General features: G+C 34.7%; 11 protein-coding genes and 1 tRNA gene. 4 read left to right on the top strand and 8 right to left on the bottom strand.

Translation table 11 applies throughout. From position 1 onward, the window contains the following. Nucleotides 1–50 precede the first annotated feature (50 nt). Nucleotides 51–2,282 (bottom strand): catalase/peroxidase HPI, encoded by a 2,232-nt coding sequence (gene katG, locus AAT17_RS00895; RefSeq protein ID WP_060522500.1) that lies wholly within the window; start codon nucleotides 2,280–2,282, stop codon nucleotides 51–53. Between the two features lie 226 nt (nucleotides 2,283–2,508). After that, nucleotides 2,509–6,264: a DUF3857 domain-containing protein gene (locus AAT17_RS00890; protein WP_060522499.1), complete on the bottom strand. Its 3,756-nt coding sequence runs from the start codon at nucleotides 6,262–6,264 to the stop codon at nucleotides 2,509–2,511. Between the two features lie 143 nt (nucleotides 6,265–6,407). On the opposite strand from AAT17_RS00890, the gene AAT17_RS00885 reads away from it, so the two are divergent. After that, the gene (locus AAT17_RS00885; protein WP_060522498.1) at nucleotides 6,408–6,983 is read left to right on the top strand and encodes an alkylphosphonate utilization protein; all 576 of its coding nucleotides are present in this window, start codon (nucleotides 6,408–6,410) and stop codon (nucleotides 6,981–6,983) included. On the opposite strand, the gene AAT17_RS00880 is transcribed toward AAT17_RS00885, so the two are convergent. Both AAT17_RS00880 and AAT17_RS00875 read right to left on the bottom strand, forming a co-directional pair. Next, complete coding sequence (locus AAT17_RS00880; protein WP_060522497.1) at nucleotides 6,976–7,515, bottom strand: methylated-DNA--[protein]-cysteine S-methyltransferase; 540 nt, start codon at nucleotides 7,513–7,515, stop codon at nucleotides 6,976–6,978. The genes AAT17_RS00885 and AAT17_RS00880 overlap by 8 nt on opposite strands. Next, nucleotides 7,508–8,752: an ABC transporter permease gene (locus AAT17_RS00875; protein WP_060522496.1), complete on the bottom strand. Its 1,245-nt coding sequence runs from the start codon at nucleotides 8,750–8,752 to the stop codon at nucleotides 7,508–7,510. Before AAT17_RS00875 ends, AAT17_RS00880 begins: the two co-directional genes overlap by 8 nt. A 120-nt stretch (nucleotides 8,753–8,872) precedes the next feature. On the opposite strand from AAT17_RS00875, the gene hisS reads away from it, so the two are divergent. Further along, complete coding sequence (gene hisS, locus AAT17_RS00870) at nucleotides 8,873–10,243, top strand: histidine--tRNA ligase (RefSeq protein WP_060522495.1); 1,371 nt, start codon at nucleotides 8,873–8,875, stop codon at nucleotides 10,241–10,243. A 73-nt stretch (nucleotides 10,244–10,316) separates the two neighbouring features. On the opposite strand, the gene AAT17_RS00865 is transcribed toward hisS, so the two are convergent. Then, the gene (locus AAT17_RS00865) at nucleotides 10,317–15,674 is read right to left on the bottom strand and encodes a LamG-like jellyroll fold domain-containing protein (protein ID WP_060522494.1); all 5,358 of its coding nucleotides are present in this window, start codon (nucleotides 15,672–15,674) and stop codon (nucleotides 10,317–10,319) included. A 320-nt stretch (nucleotides 15,675–15,994) separates the two neighbouring features. Continuing rightward, nucleotides 15,995–16,068 (bottom strand) — tRNA-Met (locus AAT17_RS00860). Nucleotides 16,069–16,201: 133 nt separating this feature from the next. Between AAT17_RS00860 and AAT17_RS00855 the strand changes: the two genes are divergently transcribed. Next, on the top strand, nucleotides 16,202–16,591 hold the full coding sequence (locus AAT17_RS00855) for an START-like domain-containing protein (protein ID WP_042280172.1): 390 nt from the start codon (nucleotides 16,202–16,204) through the stop codon (nucleotides 16,589–16,591). A 52-nt stretch (nucleotides 16,592–16,643) separates the two neighbouring features. Further along, nucleotides 16,644–17,480: an aminotransferase class IV gene (locus AAT17_RS00850; RefSeq protein ID WP_060522493.1), complete on the top strand. Its 837-nt coding sequence runs from the start codon at nucleotides 16,644–16,646 to the stop codon at nucleotides 17,478–17,480. Here AAT17_RS00850 and AAT17_RS00845 read toward each other — a convergent pair. After that, a complete protein-coding gene (locus AAT17_RS00845; RefSeq protein ID WP_060522492.1) occupies nucleotides 17,477–18,037 on the bottom strand; it encodes a YqgE/AlgH family protein in 561 nt (186 codons plus the stop codon). The genes AAT17_RS00850 and AAT17_RS00845 overlap by 4 nt on opposite strands. Before the next feature lie 144 nt (nucleotides 18,038–18,181). Then, complete coding sequence (locus AAT17_RS00840) at nucleotides 18,182–18,454, bottom strand: HU family DNA-binding protein (RefSeq protein ID WP_042280177.1); 273 nt, start codon at nucleotides 18,452–18,454, stop codon at nucleotides 18,182–18,184. Nucleotides 18,455–18,495: the final 41 nt, after the last annotated feature.

The raw sequence follows: 18,495 nt of genomic DNA, 5'->3' as shown, positions 1-18,495 counted from the left end.
AAAACGGGACTGGTATTATATCCCAGTCCCGTTTTAGAATTTTTAATAATTTATACGTCAAATCTATCTAGATCCATAACTTTTGCCCATGCTTTTACAAAATCGTTTACAAACCTTTCCTCACCATCATTGGCTCCATAAACTTCACATACCGCTCTTAATTCAGTATTGGAACCAAAAATTAAGTCGGCTCTTGTAGCTTTGAATTTTAATTCACCTGTAGCTCGATCTCTTCCCTCAAAATGAGTTTCTTCTTCTGACGTTTCTTTCCAAGTATATCTCATGTCTAATAGAGTCTTGAAAAAGTCATTAGATAAACTTCCTACATTTTCAGTAAAAACACCATAATCAGATTGATCATAATTTGCTCCTAGAACTCGCATTCCACCTACTAAAACAGTCATTTCAGGGACAGTAAGTGTTAATAGATTTGCTTTATCTACAAGAAGATTTTCAGCTTTTGCATCAACATTAGCATTTTTATAATTTCTAAAACCATCACCTGCTGGTTTTAAATAATTAAACTGTTCAATATCTGTTTGCTCTTGTAGTGCATCACCTCTTCCTTGAGTAAATGGTACTTCTACACTGTATCCTGCTTGGTGTGCGGCTTTTTCGATAGCTACATTTCCTGCAAGTACTATTAAATCTGCCAAAGACACTTCTCCATTAAAGGTTTCTTTTATTTTTTGATATACATCTAGAACCTTATTCAATTCACTAGGATTGTTCACTTTCCAGCTGCGTTGCGGTTCTAATGCAATTCTAGCACCATTTGCTCCACCTCGTTTATCAGAGTCTCTATATGTAGATGCAGAAGCCCATGCTACTCTAACCATTTCCGAAATAGTTAATTCGCTGGATTCAATCATAGATTTTAGCGTATGAATATCGGTATCATTTAATTTGTAATCTACTTTAGGAATTGGATCTTGCCATAATAAATCTTCTTTCGGAATTTCTGGACCTATATAACGGTCTTTTGGTCCCATATCCCTGTGTGTAAGTTTAAACCACGCTTTCGCGAAAGCTTCTTCAAAGGCTTTATGATCTTCATGAAATCTTTTTGAAATCTTCAAGTATTCAGGATCCTCTTTCAAAGCAATATCTGCCGTAGTCATCATGAGCGCTTGTTTCCCTTTACCACCAGCAGTAGGAGCCATTCTTGCTTGGGATTCTTTTGTAGGAGTCCATTGATGTGCTCCTGCGGGACTTTTTGTAAGTTCCCAATCGTAGTTAAGTAAGACATCAAAATAGTCGGCATCCCATTGAGTTGGATTAGGAGTCCAGGCTCCTTCGATACCAGAAGTAATCACATCATCAAGTACACCAGATTGAAAAGTATTTTTCCATCCTGTGCTCATTTCGGCCATTGAAGCGCCATGAGGTTCCACACCTACGAATTGTCCTGGATCTGCAGCACCGTGAGCTTTACCAAATGTATGTCCACCGGCAACTAGAGCAACTGTTTCCTCATCGTTCATCGCCATACGGCCAAAAGTTTCTCTTACATCTTTTGCCGATCCTATAGGGTCTGGATTACCGTCTGGTCCTTCAGGATCTACATAGATCCAACCCATCATAACTGCGGCTAGTGGATCTTCTAAATCTCGTTTTAACGGATCCTTTTCTCCATCATATCGCGCTGCATTTTCACCCCATTCTGTCTCGCTTCCCCAGTAAACATCCTGTTCTGGTTCGTAAATATCTTCTCTACCACCTGCGTAACCAAAGGTTGGGAATCCCATTGATTCTAAAGCGACATTTCCTGCTAGAATCATAAGATCTGCCCATGAAAGTAAACTACCGTACTTTTGCTTTATAGGCCATAATAATAAACGCGCTTTATCTAGGTTGCCATTATCTGGCCAGCTATTAATTGGGGCAAAACGTTGATTACCTGTTGATGCGCCACCACGACCATCACCTACACGATAGGTACCAGCACTATGCCATGCCATTCTTATCATTAATCCGCCGTAGTGTCCATAATCTGCTGGCCACCAATCTTGAGAGTCTGTCATTAATTGTGTAAGGTCCTTTTTTAACTGGTCGTAATCAATGCTAGCAAATGCTTCGGCATAGTTAAAGTCTTCTCCTAATGGATTATGTTTAGGATCGTGTTGTCGTAAAATATTTAATTTAAGTTCATTAGGCCACCAATCACGATTTTTTGTTCCATGACCAGCCGTTTGACTTTGATTCCCGCTTAAAAAGGGACATTTTGAAGCATCGGAATCATTGATGTCAAAGGCTTCTCCATGCGGTTTGTTAGAGCTCATAGTTATTTGTTTTAGGTTAATAATCGAAATTAAACTTGTTAAGTATGTTCTCAAAATTAGCTGTTATTACGCTACTTAGGATTAGATACAAATATTAATATCGTATTTAAAAATAAGAAAAAACTATTAAAGGTTAAAATTACATAGCTTTAAGTAATTGTTAAGTGATAGAATAAAAAAAGGGTGTACCTACTAGATACACCCTTTAAAATGATTGTTCTAAATCTTACTTGTAAGCAAAATATTGCTCTCTAGTTTCCATTATATTGTTTACATAAGATTTAAACGCAGCATATTCTTCCTTAGAAATATCGGCTGTGTCGGTTTCAGAAATAATTTTGACCTCTACTTTATTTGCTGAAATCTTATTGAAAGTCATTGAATAACTATGGTTTTTATAATTAAAAGACTTGTTTTCAGGAATTTCTATGAATTGTTTTCCTGATGGAATTTCAATTAAAGTAGTTTCAATGTACTTGTTAGCGTTCTCATAGTATTTATAAACTATGTCGTGCTGTCTTTCATCTTTTTCTACAATTCCTTTGGTATACGGTTGAGAAAATAAAGGAATTTTAAATGTTTTTAAAGAGCCTATTTTAGCCGGTTTAGCTTTTACTTCAACTTGGGCTTTTAAAATTGCTTTATTAGATTCATGCTCATAGTTTGCCGTAATTAATTCATTGAGTTTTATCTCTTCGTTTGATCTATTTTTAATGAAGCTTTCTAAATTCTCTTTTTTAAGTTTTTCACTTTCTTCATCTAATAAACTACGTAGATAAGAACTAGCACTACTTGAAACATCAGTAGTTATGGTAGCTTGATAGTTATCATCTGTTACGGTAACTATGGCATCGGTAGTAACGATACTTGGTTCAAAATTTACTTCTTTTAGATTGAAAATGTTGTTAGTAGATCCAGTTGCGTTAAATGGAATTTCTAGTGCAATAGCCCCATCTAAAGTCTCAGGAAAAGATTTAAATGGTAAGAACTTATCCGTTAATTCAATGAAATAGTCTTCACCATCAATTTTTGACTTAACTATACAGTGATTGAAATCTCTTGAAGGTAATCTCAATGAATTCTCGCCGTAATCAGATGTCAAGATAAGGACTAAGTTGGCATCCAAATCAACTTGACTCGCAAGAGCCACAAATAGGGTAGAGAAGTCCTTACAATCACCCAGCTTTGAAGTAATAGTTTTTGAAGGCTTTTGAGGAACATAACCACTTTGCTTAAAACTTACATAACTGTAAGTAAACTCATCAGTAATAAAGTCGTAAATAGTTTTTGCTTTTTGCTCATCAGTCAATCCTGCATGACCATTCGGGAAAATTTTTGCAATAACGTTTTTCACTTCATCTTCTACTTCAATTTGACTTCTCACAAGATCAGAATACCAGTCTGATATTTCATTCCAATCCTTTATAGTACTTATATGAATTCTAGTCCCTATATCAGACATAGGCTTCATGTAGTCTTCTGAAGTTCCTATTCCAGGTACATTACTTGCGGTCCATTCATATCCTTTCATACCGTCAACCTCGATGTTTTTAAAGGTCATATTCCCATTAAGAACCTCATAGTTTAAAGGCTGATTATTTTCAGTTATAATTCTTAACGAATATTCCTTGATAGGGTGGTAACCTTGAGCAGAGAATACGTTATCATAATCTTTATAAAAGCGTCCATAGCTACCATATTCTGATTCATAGGATATATAAATGACATCTCCAATTTCAAGATTATTAAAAACCATGTTTGATCCACTGCGCTCTGCTTGTTCTACAGAACCATTAGGTTTAACGATCTCTGATTTATCGATATAATAATTACCATACAAGCCTAGATCGTATTCTTTCATTATTTCAATACCGTTATCTGAGGTGATTTCATAAATGTAGTTAGCGTAAAAACGAGATCCGCCTCGTTCATAAAGCATAATTAAATTTTCATCAGAAAGAATAGTAAGGCCGTATTCATTTTCGGTGTTTTGCCCGCGATTTGCCTCTATGAACTCATACCTATCTTTTTCCTTTACTATCTCAAACGGATCTTTCTTGTCTTTAAGATCAAAAATCTTACGTCTTAAACTCAGGTTTGACGCACTGCGAGCCAATTTTTCCTCATACCATTTAAGTGCATTTTTTTTGTCATTCTTTTTTAGGTATATATCACCTTTCATTTCTCTTACTCGTAAAGCATAAGGGTAGTTGTCTAAAGCTTTATCAAGTATTTCCAATGATTCATCAAACTTTCCAAGATCATATTTAATTCGAGCTAATCGTTGAACATTAGCATTCATAAAGTCATAACGGCCTAAGTGCTTTGTCATGAATTTCTCATACTCTCTTTTACGACCAGATTGGTAATAATGTGAACCTAGCTTATTCATTATTTGCCAGGTAAAGTAATCATCCTCAAGATTTTCTAATTGCTTTTCAAAAAGACTTTCATTTTTAAAAAGGGTTTTATAGAAATTGATAAAAGTAACTTTAGTGCTCAAACTAACTCTATCACTACTTACGATTTGATCAATAACTGCTTTAGCTTTTAATGGTTCTTCTTTTCTTATCGCAAGAAAGAAGTCAGTTCCTAATCTAGTTTGTTCAAGTGTAGTAGCTTTCTTTACCTTTTTAATAAAAGTCTCGAAAGATTTCACGTCTTTCTTAAACAGCTTCTCTGTATCTAAAAACTCTAAAACCAAGGATTGATAATAATCTGAATCCTCTCTTTTAAGATCTTCAAGATATTGAAGCATTTTTTCATCTTTCTCATCATCGCCAAAAGCGTATGCTTCAATCAAATATACCTTGATAATAGTACTATTAGGATACTTCTCAATGTATGGCTCAAGAAAAGCTCTGGCTTTTTTAACTCGACCATTTCTTAGATAAGTACTGTATAAACTGAAGATATTGATAACATTATCCGGATTCTCTTGAATCTTATTTTCAAAAAAGCTTTCAAAAGGATGTGTAATTACCTCTGGATTTATATCTGATACGGTTTGTTTAGTATAAGATTTATTAGAAAGATCGCCATTAAGTGGAAGGATGTTATTCTCATCATCCATAAATCTTAACATGAAATAATTCGTATCACTAGAAGCCATTTTGATAAGAATTCTATTGACACCTTTCTTAAGTGATACTTTAAATCTGTTTGCATCCATTTCGGTTTGCACATCTTCATCACTTTCAAAAGCAAGTGCGTCATTCACAAAAACTTTGATCAAACCACCGCGTCCTAAAGACATAGTAACTCTTTGATCCTTATCAGAGTGTATAAAGGTTTGAGCATAGCTTACTTTATCACCATATTCATCATGATTTACAAAGAAGAAATAAGGTCGATCTTTAATTAAGTTAGGTTTATACCAATTAACTATTCCGTTACCTTTAGTATCAAAACCATTTGCTGAAACAGCTTGAAGCTCTGGCTCATACTGGATGTCCATACCACTTTCATTTAGGTTTTCAAAAGGCCCAACAAATTCCCAATTTTCTACTGTAGGAATAGATTGCTTAATATCTTGTCGATCATCAAATTCCTTTAAATTGTTTAAAACTAATGATTGGACATATTTGTAACCATCTCGTATGGTTACATCATTAGTATTAAGAGCCTTTATTTTTTTAAGTACTTTAAGTTTGGCTGGTGAAAATCCTTCATCTCTATAATCACCTAAAAATATATTTGAATCCCAACCAGCATATAGATAAGGTTCAAAACCTGGTAACTTTATAAAGCTTTCTAGAAACTCATATTCATTGTCGATTTGACCATTTTCTGTCTCGGTTAGTTTTCTTAGAAAAGCTTCTTCAATATTGTTCTTTTTAAGTTTTTTTGAGGTAGTGAGCGCTTTTGCTCGGTTGTTGTTTAAAAGTGATTTACTGGTTGATGTAATCGTTGGATTTTGAGCTAATGCTCCTTGGACGACCATCAAGAATATGATGAGCGCAATTTGGAATGGTTTCCTCATGATTGGTTAAAATTTTTTACTGAGGACAAAATAGAACAGAAATCTGTTTCTACCGTAATTTCTTACCTTCTAAATCATCGTAATAGGAGTTATTTAACAATTTTTTAAACCTTACATTTGCCGCTCCTTAAATCCAGATTACAATGTCTAAACTTGACGCCAAAATACTAAACAGAGCCAATCATAAATGCGAACTATGTTCCAGTGAACAGAATTTGGTTCAATTTGAAGTTGAAAATACTGGATTTGATCAGTTTGAAAATGAGGTGATACTCTGTTCAAATTGTGAAGAACAAATCAATGAGGTTGTTTCTGTTGATGAAAATCATTGGAGATTGTTAAATGATAGCATTTGGCATCCAGTAATTGCGATCCAAGTGTTGTCCTATCGTCTATTACATCAGTTCAATCAGTTTTCATGGACTCGCGATTTGATAGAAATGATGTACATGGAAGATGAAGTAAAAAATTGGGCAGATTCTGCATTAATTAAAACACCGCAAATAGTACATAAAGACTGTAATGGTAACCTTTTAAAAAAAGGTGATAGCGTTGTTTTAATAAAGGATCTAGATGTAAAAGGAACCAGTTTTGTTGCAAAGCGAGGAACCGCAGTTCATAATATTAATCTGGATCATGAAAACGAAAATCACATTGAAGGTAGAGTGAATAGTCAATACATTGTTATTCTTACTCAATATGTTAAAAAGACTAAATAAACAGTTTCATTTGACCTGTATCACTATTTTTTCTTTCTAGGTCTATCAAATACCTTTTAGCTTTTAAGCCACCAGCATATCCGGTAAGACTGCCGTCTGCGCCAACTACTCGATGACAAGGTACAATTATGGAAAGCGCGTTAGCACCATTTGCAGCGGCTACGGCTCTTATTGCTTTTTGTTGATTACGCTTTCGCGAAAGCGCACCATAAGAAATAACCTCGCCGTATTCTAGGTCCAGTAATGTATTCCAAACGTCTTTTTGAAAATTGGTTCCTGCTAGTAATATAGGGATTGTGAACTTTTTTAAACCCTTATTAAAATAATCCTCGAGTTGTTGGAAAATGGTTTGATGGAATCTCGTTTTCTTATACTCAAGGCTTGCATTAAAATATTGAGTCAATCGATGATCGATTTGATCTCGTTGCTTTCTATACTTCCAATCGCATAACACCAGATGATCGTCAAAAGTTCCAATTAAAAGAATCCCTACTGGACTGGAATAGGGTGCAACGAGTATGCGATTACTCATATCGCAGTGATTCAATAGGATCTAACCTTGCTGCTTTTATTGCAGGAAAAAGTCCAGAAAGAATAGCGATTAAAATAGAAACAATGGTCGCATAAATGATCGGATAAACCGGAATTTCAAATGGAATCTCAAAGGCAAAGGTAGACATGGAGTAACCTATGAGCATACCTAATAAGATTCCTGTTATACTACCATATTGACTGATAAGAAAGGTCTCAATAAAAAACTGCCAGGAAATTGTACTACGTCTAGCTCCTAGTGCTTTACGCACACCTATTTCTCTAGTTCTCTCTGTTACAGAAACTAGCATGATATTCATTAAAGCAATACTTGAACCAAAAATCGTAATGATAGAAATAAAGAAGGCTGCAAATCCTAGTGCTCCTGATATCTCATTGAAGGAAGCTAGAAAACTATCACTGCGTACTATCCCAAAATTATTTTCTTGAACAGGTGTTAGGTTTCTAATACTGCGCATGAGTATGGTAGCTTTATCCTGAGCTTTGTCCATATAATTTGCATCAAACACCTTTACACTCACGTTATAATTGATATTAGGCGACGTATAAATTGATCTCGCCATTCCTATTGGAATTAAGACTCTAAGATCCTGATTGTTTCCAAAAGTGGCTCCTTTTTCCTTGAGCATTCCAATAACCGTAAACTTATTGCCGCGTATGGATAATTGTTGACCTATAGGATTTAATCCTTGAAAGAGAGCATCTTCCATATCACTACCTATCAAACAAACCCTTGCATTTTTTTGAATATCGATAGAAGTAAAGGGTCTACCTTGCCCCAATTCTATACCTGCATTTTCTACATAATGTTCATTTACTCCAGCTACAATTACTTTAGGTTTTGTTTTACGATCCTCGCTTTTTATTTCGGCCTGGCTAGTAGCCTGAAAGGAAACACCTACTTGAGTCAATGGATCCACATAACGCTCTTCAAATTCTTTAACTTGGGAATAGGAGATTATAGGATTAACCTTTGTGCGTTTTCCACCACCTCGACTTCTGAATCCTAATTCATATTGCTGGATATTAAACGTATTGGCACCGATTCCTTCAAAGCCATTTGTAATAGTGGTTTTAAGAGCGTTAACTGAGCTTAGAATACCCACAAGAGCAGTTATTCCTATGGCGATTATTAATACGGTGAGCACGGTACGCAGCAACTGCCCTTTAATACTCTGCTGTGCAATACTGATATTCTGTCGGAATAATTTGAACATGTCAATAGGACTACATAAAGAGTGAAAAGTTACGAGATTCGGTTAAAAAAGTTGCAAAGACTTAAGATGACTTTATGAACACGGTATATACACAGTATATTTGCACTCAGAAAAAAAATTATGGCACAGAAACCTTCTACTCCTAAAGGAACCAGAGATTTTAATCCGTTGCAAGTACAACGTAGAAATTATATTATTCAAACCATAAAAAGACATTTTGAATTGTATGGTTTTATGCCTATTGAAACTCCTAGCTTTGAGAACTTATCCACATTAATGGGTAAATATGGAGAAGAAGGAGATCGATTGATTTTTAAGATTCTTAATAACGGAGATTATCTGAATAAGGTAGATGAAGACTTGTTGAATAGTAAGGATTCAAATGCTATGATTTCACAGTTAAGTGATCGTGCGCTCAAGTATGATCTTACCGTACCATTTGCTAGGTATGTAGTGCAACATCAAAACGATATTACATTCCCTTTCAAAAGGTACCAAATTCAAAATGTATGGCGTGCAGACAGACCTCAAAAAGGTAGGTATCGTGAATTCACGCAGTGTGATGCCGATGTTGTAGGTAGTAATTCTTTATTACAGGAAGTTGATTTTATTAAGTTATACGACGATGTTTTTACTAGCCTAAAAGTTAACGGTGTTACCATTAAAATAAACAATCGTAAAATCTTAGCCGGCCTTGCAGAAATCATTGGCGCGGCAGATCAATTGATTCCCTTTACTGTTGCACTTGATAAGTTGGATAAAATAGGAGAGGAGCGTGTTAAACAAGAAATGCAAGAACGAGGAATTTCATCTACAGCCCTAGAAAAACTTCAACCAGTATTTACTCTTACGGGAAGTTATGAGGAAAAACTAGAAGCAATGAAAGGGCTATTATCAAGTTCTGAAATAGGAATGAAAGGAATTGAAGAACTTGAATTTATAAATCAATCCTTAAAGTCAAATCAGTTAAAAACCGCAACTCTAGATTTAGATATCACATTGGCTCGTGGTTTAAATTACTATACGGGTTGCATTTTCGAAGTTGCTGCTCCAGACAGTGTTAAGATAGGAAGCATCGGTGGTGGTGGTAGATATGATGATTTGACCAGTATTTTTGGATTAAAGGATGTAAGTGGTGTAGGAATAAGTTTTGGATTAGATCGAATTTACTTGGTTTTAGAAGAGCTTAATTTGTTTCCAGACTCAGTTAGGGCTGGTGTAGATGTTTTATTTATCAATTTTGGAGAGATGGAAGCTGCACATTGTTCTGGGTGGTTGTCTCGCTTTCGCGAAAGCGGAATTAAAACAGAATTATATCCAGACGCTGCAAAAATGAAAAAGCAAATGGGTTATGCAGATAAGAATAACATTCCCTTTGTGATTTTGGCAGGAGAAAATGAAATCGCTACTGGTAAACTTACCCTTAAAAATATGATAGAAGGTAGTCAAGAATCACTAACTATTGATGAGATCATTGCTAGATTAAGTTAGTCTTACAAAACATATAAAACGAAAAAGCGGCTTAATTACCAAGCCGCTTTTTTCTTTATTGATGGTTGTACAATTATTTGATAATCACTTTTTCAGTATGATTACCTCTGTTAGTATTCATATTTAGTATATAAGTACCTGCTGCATATGAATCCGTGTTTAGAGTAGTTAGCTCATTATTTTCATCATTCTGTACCGATACAACTACCTGACCAAGCATATTTACTAAAGAAAGTTGTTCTACCAATAAACCATTACTTGTTTGAATATTTAAAGTTTGGTTTTCTTGTGGTTGATAAACAACCATATCGTTTGAAACTGCTGCAGTATCGTTAGATAGGGTAGAAGGATCATTGAATACTATGGAAAATCTTCCATTTTGATTACCTGCATTAAGAACTGGACTTGTATAATCTCCATTCATAAGGTTAGTATAGGTTCCTAATACAGCGTCCTTCACATAAATAACTTGACTAGTAGGAACATTTTCTATCGCATCTAAACCTATAACAAAACTGTCAGTACTTGATAATTTAATATTTAAAGGTAGTTCAACACCGTTGTCAATTGATGGAATTCCTTGTATACTTAATTTGTCTCCATTAAGATCAAATGACATATCTTCGAATTGCGTGTCTTGTTGTATACCATCAAAAGCTCTGTCAAAACCAGAAGTACTAGCAGGATCTATAGCAAGAAGTATTTGTCTGTGAATTCCACCTGCACCATCAAAACCAATTCTGAACTTCATGCGAGTATCGCTATCTGTGTTGTACTCATTATTTCCTTGTGCAACAGCACCACTACCTGGAGCAGCTACAAAAATACTGTTCCCAGAATTTTCTTTTACAAATTGTCTTTGATCATTTTCAAAGCGAATTGTCCCGTTAGAAACACCTCTTACAAAGAATCCTTGTGCTACAGGTACGAAACGTTCTGGTCTTTTGGTAGGTGTTCCTCCTGAATTTACTAAAGGATTTGATGTACCCAGTGTTGCATTTGGCACTCCACCTGAATAATTATACATGGCATAACCACCTTGGTATTGTTGTAGTACGTGACTGTTACCACCCCAATGTTCCCAAAAGTATAATGTACCGTCTAAATTAGGATTGTCCTCAATAAATTCATGAGCATCTAGGGCACTAGGATATGGATTACCTACTAGGTAATCATTACCTGCATTGATAGGTAATGTAATATCACCATTATTAGGCTTTCCAACAAAAACATAATTTTGATCACTAGTTGATGCACCTGTTCCTTTCATTGTAAAGCCTTCACCTGCTTGCATGCTACCATTAGGACCTACATATTGCCAAGCACTATATGTATTTTGAGCTAGATTATTATACTTGTATAACCAACGACCTGATATGGTAGCAGCAGTTGTTGCATCACCAGGAGCACCATCGCGAACAGATCTAGCAGTAAAGTTTAAATCTCTAGGATTTTCTACGATAGTTCCATCTTTAAGCTCTCCTGCAATCGTGTAACCATGGTTTATGGTAGTATTATTTATTGAACTTACTGGAGATGACCAATAATTATAATCAAATTGAACATTGGTACCTTGTTGGTCACGCTCTAGGTTTCCAGTACTGGTAGGTTCTAAATCACTGTCAACAGTCTGAATAAGTTGTGATTCTCCTTTCAAATCTATAGTACCATCTATTTCTAAATGATGGGTAACAGTAAGTCCATGATCATTCTCAACATCTAATTGATTATTAAGTACAAACAAACCTAAAAGTGTAGCATCTGTATTCAGAATTTCAACATCATGTGTGGTTTCAACAATATTCCAGTCAACCTTGTGTACTATACCATTTACAACTCGAGTACTTCCTGGAGTAAATAATAAGGAACCATTTTCCCATGTAGAATTATTTTCCCATTCTCCATTTGTATTTGATTTGTATGGTAGAGGTGCAGTTTGAACCCTAAGGTCGTAATAGTTTTCATTGGCCATTCTACCATAACCTCTATTTGTTGATTGATCATTTAATGCTGTACCTATAAAGCTATTCATGCTGTAGTACGCTTTAAGTTCTGACCAATCTACTGTGTTTATTTCATTCTTAGTAACGGTAAAAGGAATTACAGTACCTGCTACAAGGTCAGTGTTGTTTTCCAACTCTTGATTCATGATGTACCTGATCTGATTTTGAGAAAGCGCAATATCCCACATTCTAATTTCATCAACTTCACCTGCCCAGTGATCATAGGTAGAACCATCTTCATGTACGCGAGCTCCTATTGCTAGAACATTACTATCTGCAACCGGCGTAGTTACGGCAGCTGTATTATCAAGAATACCATCTATATAAATACTTACGTCAGATCCGTCATAGGTTACAGCGATATGTTGCCAAGCATTGTCATTAATTGCTGTATTAGAAACTATTCTTTGTTGGGATGGATTGTACCAAACAACTCGTATACGATTATCCGGTCTCAAAGAAAGTTGGAATCCACTAGTACCTTCACGCTTAGCAACAATAGTTTTATGATTACCTAAATCGTTACTACCAGCACTTAAAACCCATGCACTAGCAGAAAATGTACTACCTAATCCAGTACCATTATCAATAATTATGTGATCATCAACACCATCAAATACAACTGATCTATCTTCAAATTCAACATAAGAAACACCTATTGAAAAATACTTAGTGCCATCAAAATCATATTGCGTTCTTTGGTAGGCACCATCTTCCCAGAAAAACCTTGTTTCAAAATTAGTGGTAAAGTTAGGATCATCTGCAACTAATAAAACGTATTCCATATCAGTTGTTAGAGCTGGTAAACCGGAAAGGTCACTAGTAGCAACTCTAATTCCAGTTACTGGAATATCAGTTGCCACTTCATTGATTTTCCACACTCGATTCATTCTCTGAACTCTCGTATTTACCGCATCTGTAATACCTAAATCATGACTTATATCTCCACTTCTCAAATTAGTGTCTTGACCATTATGACCCCAAATTAGAAAGTCTTGATCATTATTGAAATTTTGACTGTTATCTGTTCCTATATCTTCTACATTATTTAATCCTATAGCAACGATGCTTGTGGAATTTTCACTTTGAGATTGTTTTTGAGCAAGTTCAGATTTATCATCTCTTCCGATACCAGCCACATCCCAATTGTAACCAGAATTACTTGCATAATCCCAAATAACAGCATCATCACTATTTAAATAATCCCAATCTGCTTGATGATCATCACTAGTACTTGATGGGTTTTTAAGAGAAACACCGTTTTTAATAGCTAAGTAGGAATAAATACGTTGTTGTACAGCCGAACTAAGTCTATTTCTATAACTAAAAACTTCAGTGATTTGTCCATCTAAATGTGTATCAAATGGCAATCCATTCATTTCATATCTTCCTGCAGCTAAATAAAAAGGCTTGTTTTCAAATTCTTTAAAATTTAATGTTTGCCCACTTACTGTGGTTGTTCCAGTAACGTTATCAACTTTTCTTCCATTAATATATATTTCAGTACCACTATCAGAAGGGTTGTTTTTTACATTGATAATATGAACATCATCAAAAGTTCTAGTTGGATTTGAATACGCACGACCATAACTGTATTCATTAGCATCATTTTCAGATACAGTACTTACATTGTGTGCTAATACCTCATTGTTGTATCTAGCACTTGTAGGTCCCCAACCTAGACCACTTGGATCCTTTGCAGGGTTAATAGGAGCAGCCTTAGCTCCTAAAAGCATAGTTTCATTAGATAAACTACCTGACATATCTAAACTACTTCTAACAACAATCCAGTATTCGTCAGAATTGAAACCTCCTTTACCTCTCATATGTTGTTTTGCAGAACGATCAAAACTAACTGTAGGATTAAAATTGATGTTTTCAACTGGATTATTGGCAAAATTAGGGGCATCAGAAGGGTTTTCAAATGCATCATTATCAAGAGCTTGATCTTCCCAAACAGTAAGTAAATCGCCATCAGTCGCTGAAATATCTTGAGAACGTAACCATAGTGACAGATTATCATCAACATCGGCTGGACCATCTGGAGCAACCATAGGTGTTAAAGGAGTACCTGTAATTATGATATTATCGAATAATACTCCATCATCTCTTGTATTGTCTCCATCTGATCTAAAAACTATTCTAAATCTAACCGTTGGATTGTTATTTAAAACTGCTGGTAAACTATGAGTAGCCTCTTCAAATCTACTTAAAGATGGATCAAGTACAGAGTTGTCAAGCGCCCATGCGTCGGCTCCATTAGCAAAACCATCTACATCGGTTTCATTATACCAGTTCTCTCCTGAGCCAACACTTCCTAACACATTCCATGTAGTTCCACCGTTTGCACTATATTCAACACGCATACCATCATCATTGTCATTGGTATTTGTTCTAAAATCAATTTTAAAATTCATGTCTACCCATCCTATAGTAGAGATAATAGGACTAGTAATACGGGCATTTGCATTACTAGGATAATTATTAAAATTATCTGTGTACCAATAATCACCTTCACCTTTTTCACCAGTGTCACCTTCATTTCCTAGGGTCCAAACAGTACCACCTGTATTACTGCTCCATCCAGCAGGTCCATTGTCAAAATTCTCATAATACAATGTATTTTCTGCTGCTACAGATTCACCTGTAATATTAAACACATAAGGATTTTCATCAGCATCATCATTAGTGATGGTAAGTGTGGCATTACTTATACCATAAGTTGCTCTAGAGAAAGAAACATCAAAAGTTGAGCTTGAATTTCCTGGTATTACTGCATTTGGTTGATTATCAATGTTAAAATCTCCAGCATTTACCCCAGATAAAGAAACTGAATTGGCTCCTAGATTTAGGTCAACCACTCCTAAGTTTTGAACAGTAAAGGTTCTTGTTATTGTTCCATTATCTACAACTGTTCCGAAGTCTGTACCATCTGTTAAACTAGGTGTGGTGTCGTTATTTACAATATCATTACCTAACCCTTGAATATTAATTTCTTGTGTGGTACTACCACAAGTTCCTCCACCGCCGCTAACAGTAAAATTATAACTGCTTCCTGATGCTCCACCAGGTAAGTTTTGATCAAAAACAACCGATCCTCCGCTAGTAATTCGGATATACCCTGAACCATTCCATCCATCATTATATCTATCCCACAACCTAGCTCGATAAGTACCGTTAGGTAAACATCCTAGATCTATTGTTGTAGAATAAGCAACAGAACTACCATTATAACAATTAGTTGGATTACAAATTCTAATTATTTCGTTACCTGCATTGTCATATATGATGACATAGTTTTCACCAGACCATTGTGGCCAGTTAATTTCTACATCTACTTGACTGGTTTGACTAATTGAATAAAAACCTATGAATATGATTATTAGGGTTAACCAATTCATTTTAATCGTAGGGGTAATGTTTTTCATACTAACATTTTTTAATATCCGGACTAAAACTATATCCGTTTAACGATAAAAAAATGTTTTTAAACGATAAATCGGTAAAATACAGATTAAATATGCACTTAATCGATATAATTAACCATGGTTACAATTATTATTTTGAAATAATTCGAGATTATTAACAATTGATAATAATTCGATATTTATGTATTCTATAAATAATAATAAATCCTTAGGAAGAATAAATGCGTGAGAATTTCTAGGGTTAGGGTATGATTTTTAAAAATTCAAACTCTGAAGATGACAAATAAAAAAACCGTTTCCTTAGGAAACGGTTTTTAGAGTAGCGTGGGGCGGGCTCGAACCGCCGACCTCAGCATTATGAGTGCTGCGCTCTAACCAGCTGAGCTACCACGCCGTGATTCTGGTTTAGCGGCTGCAAATATACTGTTATTTATTATTCTATTCCAAAGCTTTTTTAGATTTAATTTTCTTCTTAAAAATTTTAACTTTTATAAATATACTTTATATTGCCAGCAAAACCTTAATCCATGGATGAACCAATCAAGTTTGACTTAGAATTCGTAATACAAGTATCTCCTTCATTATTATATAATTACATTGCAACACCTTCCGGTATGTCAGAATGGTTTGCGGACAATGTAAACAGCCGTGGTGAATTCTTTAAATTTATATGGGATGGTCAAGAAGAGAAGGCAAAAATCATAAAAAGAGTCTCAGGTGAACGAGCTAGATTCCAATGGGATTATGATGAGGATACTAAAAAATATTTTGAACTTAGAATCCAAGTCGATGAAATTACTAAGGACGTATCTTTAATAATCACCGATTTTGGTGACGACGACGATGAAGTTGAGGAACAAAAAATGTTTTGGGAAAATCAAATTGCAGGTCTTAAAAAAGTCTTAGGTTCTAGATAACTTACTCAAATACATTATATCTTTGATCCCTTTATTTTAAAGGGATTTTTTTATGATTGTTCTCAACGGAGAGTTGGTTTCAAAAGATAAGAGCTTAATACCGTTTAATAATCGCGGTACTTTTTATGGTGATGGAGTATTTGAAACACTAAGACTGTTCAAAGGCAAGGCATTGTTCTTTGAAAATCACTATTTCAGGCTTATGTCTGGAATGAGAATCATGAGAATGCTTATTCCAGAATCATTTACACCAGAATATTTTGAAAAATCTTTCACTGATCTTATATCAAATAATAATTTTGAAAACACAGATCATTTAAGAGTTAGGATTAGTGTGTGGCGAAAAGAAGGAGGAAAGTATACCCCAAATTCGAGAGAGGTCAATTTCTCTATCGTAATGGAACCATTGGATAGTTCCTTTGAGAATAAAGAAACTTGCGAAGTAGAGCTTTTTAAGGACTTCTATATATATGCTGATTTATTGAGCAATCAAAAGACTATTGATAAAAAGGTGAATATTCTTGCCGGTATTTTTGCCAAAGAAAACTCCTACCATGACATGTTTTTAATGAATCATAATAAAATGATCATTGAAACAATTAGTGGCAATGTATTTTTAAGAAAAGATAATATAATAAAAACACCTCCTTTATCTGATGGATGTTTGAATGGTATAATGAGAGAGCAGGTTATTGATCAATTGAAAAAAATGATCAACTATGAAATTGTAGAAGAGACAATAACACCCTTTGAATTACAGAGAGCAGATGAAATTTTTACTACTAACGTCATTAAAGGAATTCAAAGTATATCAAAATATCGTAAGAAAAAATATTCTAGAGATGCTGCTACTGAATTATTGAGCTTATTGAAAGAAAAACTTTTCTAATTGTAATTAGGATTTTCAGGAGCATTAAGCCATAATTGATAATTACCACCTAATGTTTTCATTTTTTCTTTCCAAAACGCTAGCATGTTCTTTGTTAGTAGTTTCTTTTTATCTGTGTTTTCAACTACGACCCACGAATTAGCATTAAGTTCATTATCTAGTTGTTCTAATTCCCATCCAGAATATCCCAAGAAGAATTTAATATTACTAGGTTCAATTAGATTTTTATTAATTAAATCAATAACTACATTAAAGTCTCCGCCCCAGTAAATATCATCCTTAATAAGATGTGAATCAGGAATTAATTCTGGAACATTATGCAAGAAATATAGGTTATCAGTATCAACTGGTCCACCTTGAAACACCTCAAAATTGGCACTTACTTCAGGTAATAGTTGGTCAAGAGTACAGTCTAGTGGTTTGTTTAAGATAAAACCTACAACTCCTGCTTCATTGTAATCAGTAATTAGGACTACAGATCTAGAAAACGAGTAATCACCTATTACACTAGGTTCTGAAACCAATAGATGTCCGCGGTCTGGTGCTACTATTTTCATTTTTTGGTTTTTATTAGTACTCTAACTTAGTCAAAAATTCTTACATAACCATAAAAACATGTTTTTAGGTGAATTTTATCGGGTTAAAAGCAAAAAAAAACCTCACTATAAGTGAGGTCTTCTATAAGTTAAACTAAAGAATTCTTAGTTTACTGCTTTTTGTAAGTCGCTACCAGCTTTAAACTTCACTACATTTTTAGCAGCGATTTTGATTGTTTTACCAGTTTGAGGATTTCTTCCTTCACGAGCTGCTCTTTTAGAAACTGAAAAAGAACCAAAACCTACAAGAGATACACGGTCTCCTTTTTTAAGGCTTTTTTCTACACTTCCTAAAAATGATTCTAAAGCTTTTTTTGCAGCCGCTTTTGAGATTCCAGCGCTTTCTGCCATTCCTTCGATAAGATCTGTTTTGTTCATAATAGTAATTAAATTAAAATGTTGGTTAAACTAAAACGTAT

Origin of the sequence: Nonlabens sp. MIC269 (assembly GCF_001430865.1) — a bacterium.
Classification (GTDB): Bacteria; Bacteroidota; Bacteroidia; order Flavobacteriales; family Flavobacteriaceae; genus Nonlabens; species Nonlabens tegetincola.
The sequence above is the reverse complement of the archived record's forward strand: the minus strand, read 5'-3'. Positions and strand labels throughout refer to the sequence as shown.

What these genes read in the sequence shown, in the direction of transcription:
- AAT17_RS00890 (WP_060522499.1), bottom strand. Translation starts at nt 6,264, where the DNA reads ATGAGGAAACCATTCCAAATTGCGCTCATCATATTCTTGATGGTCGTC.
- AAT17_RS00845 (WP_060522492.1), bottom strand. Translation starts at nt 18,037, where the DNA reads ATGAAAATAGTAGCACCAGACCGCGGACATCTATTGGTTTCAGAACCT.
- katG (WP_060522500.1), bottom strand. Translation starts at nt 2,282, where the DNA reads ATGAGCTCTAACAAACCGCATGGAGAAGCCTTTGACATCAATGATTCC.
- AAT17_RS00880 (WP_060522497.1), bottom strand. Translation starts at nt 7,515, where the DNA reads ATGAGTAATCGCATACTCGTTGCACCCTATTCCAGTCCAGTAGGGATT.
- AAT17_RS00885 (WP_060522498.1), top strand. Translation starts at nt 6,408, where the DNA reads ATGTCTAAACTTGACGCCAAAATACTAAACAGAGCCAATCATAAATGC.
- AAT17_RS00855 (WP_042280172.1), top strand. Translation starts at nt 16,202, where the DNA reads ATGGATGAACCAATCAAGTTTGACTTAGAATTCGTAATACAAGTATCT.
- AAT17_RS00865 (WP_060522494.1), bottom strand. Translation starts at nt 15,674, where the DNA reads ATGAAAAACATTACCCCTACGATTAAAATGAATTGGTTAACCCTAATA.
- AAT17_RS00840 (WP_042280177.1), bottom strand. Translation starts at nt 18,454, where the DNA reads ATGAACAAAACAGATCTTATCGAAGGAATGGCAGAAAGCGCTGGAATC.
- AAT17_RS00850 (WP_060522493.1), top strand. Translation starts at nt 16,644, where the DNA reads ATGATTGTTCTCAACGGAGAGTTGGTTTCAAAAGATAAGAGCTTAATA.
- AAT17_RS00875 (WP_060522496.1), bottom strand. Translation starts at nt 8,752, where the DNA reads ATGTTCAAATTATTCCGACAGAATATCAGTATTGCACAGCAGAGTATT.
- hisS (WP_060522495.1), top strand. Translation starts at nt 8,873, where the DNA reads ATGGCACAGAAACCTTCTACTCCTAAAGGAACCAGAGATTTTAATCCG.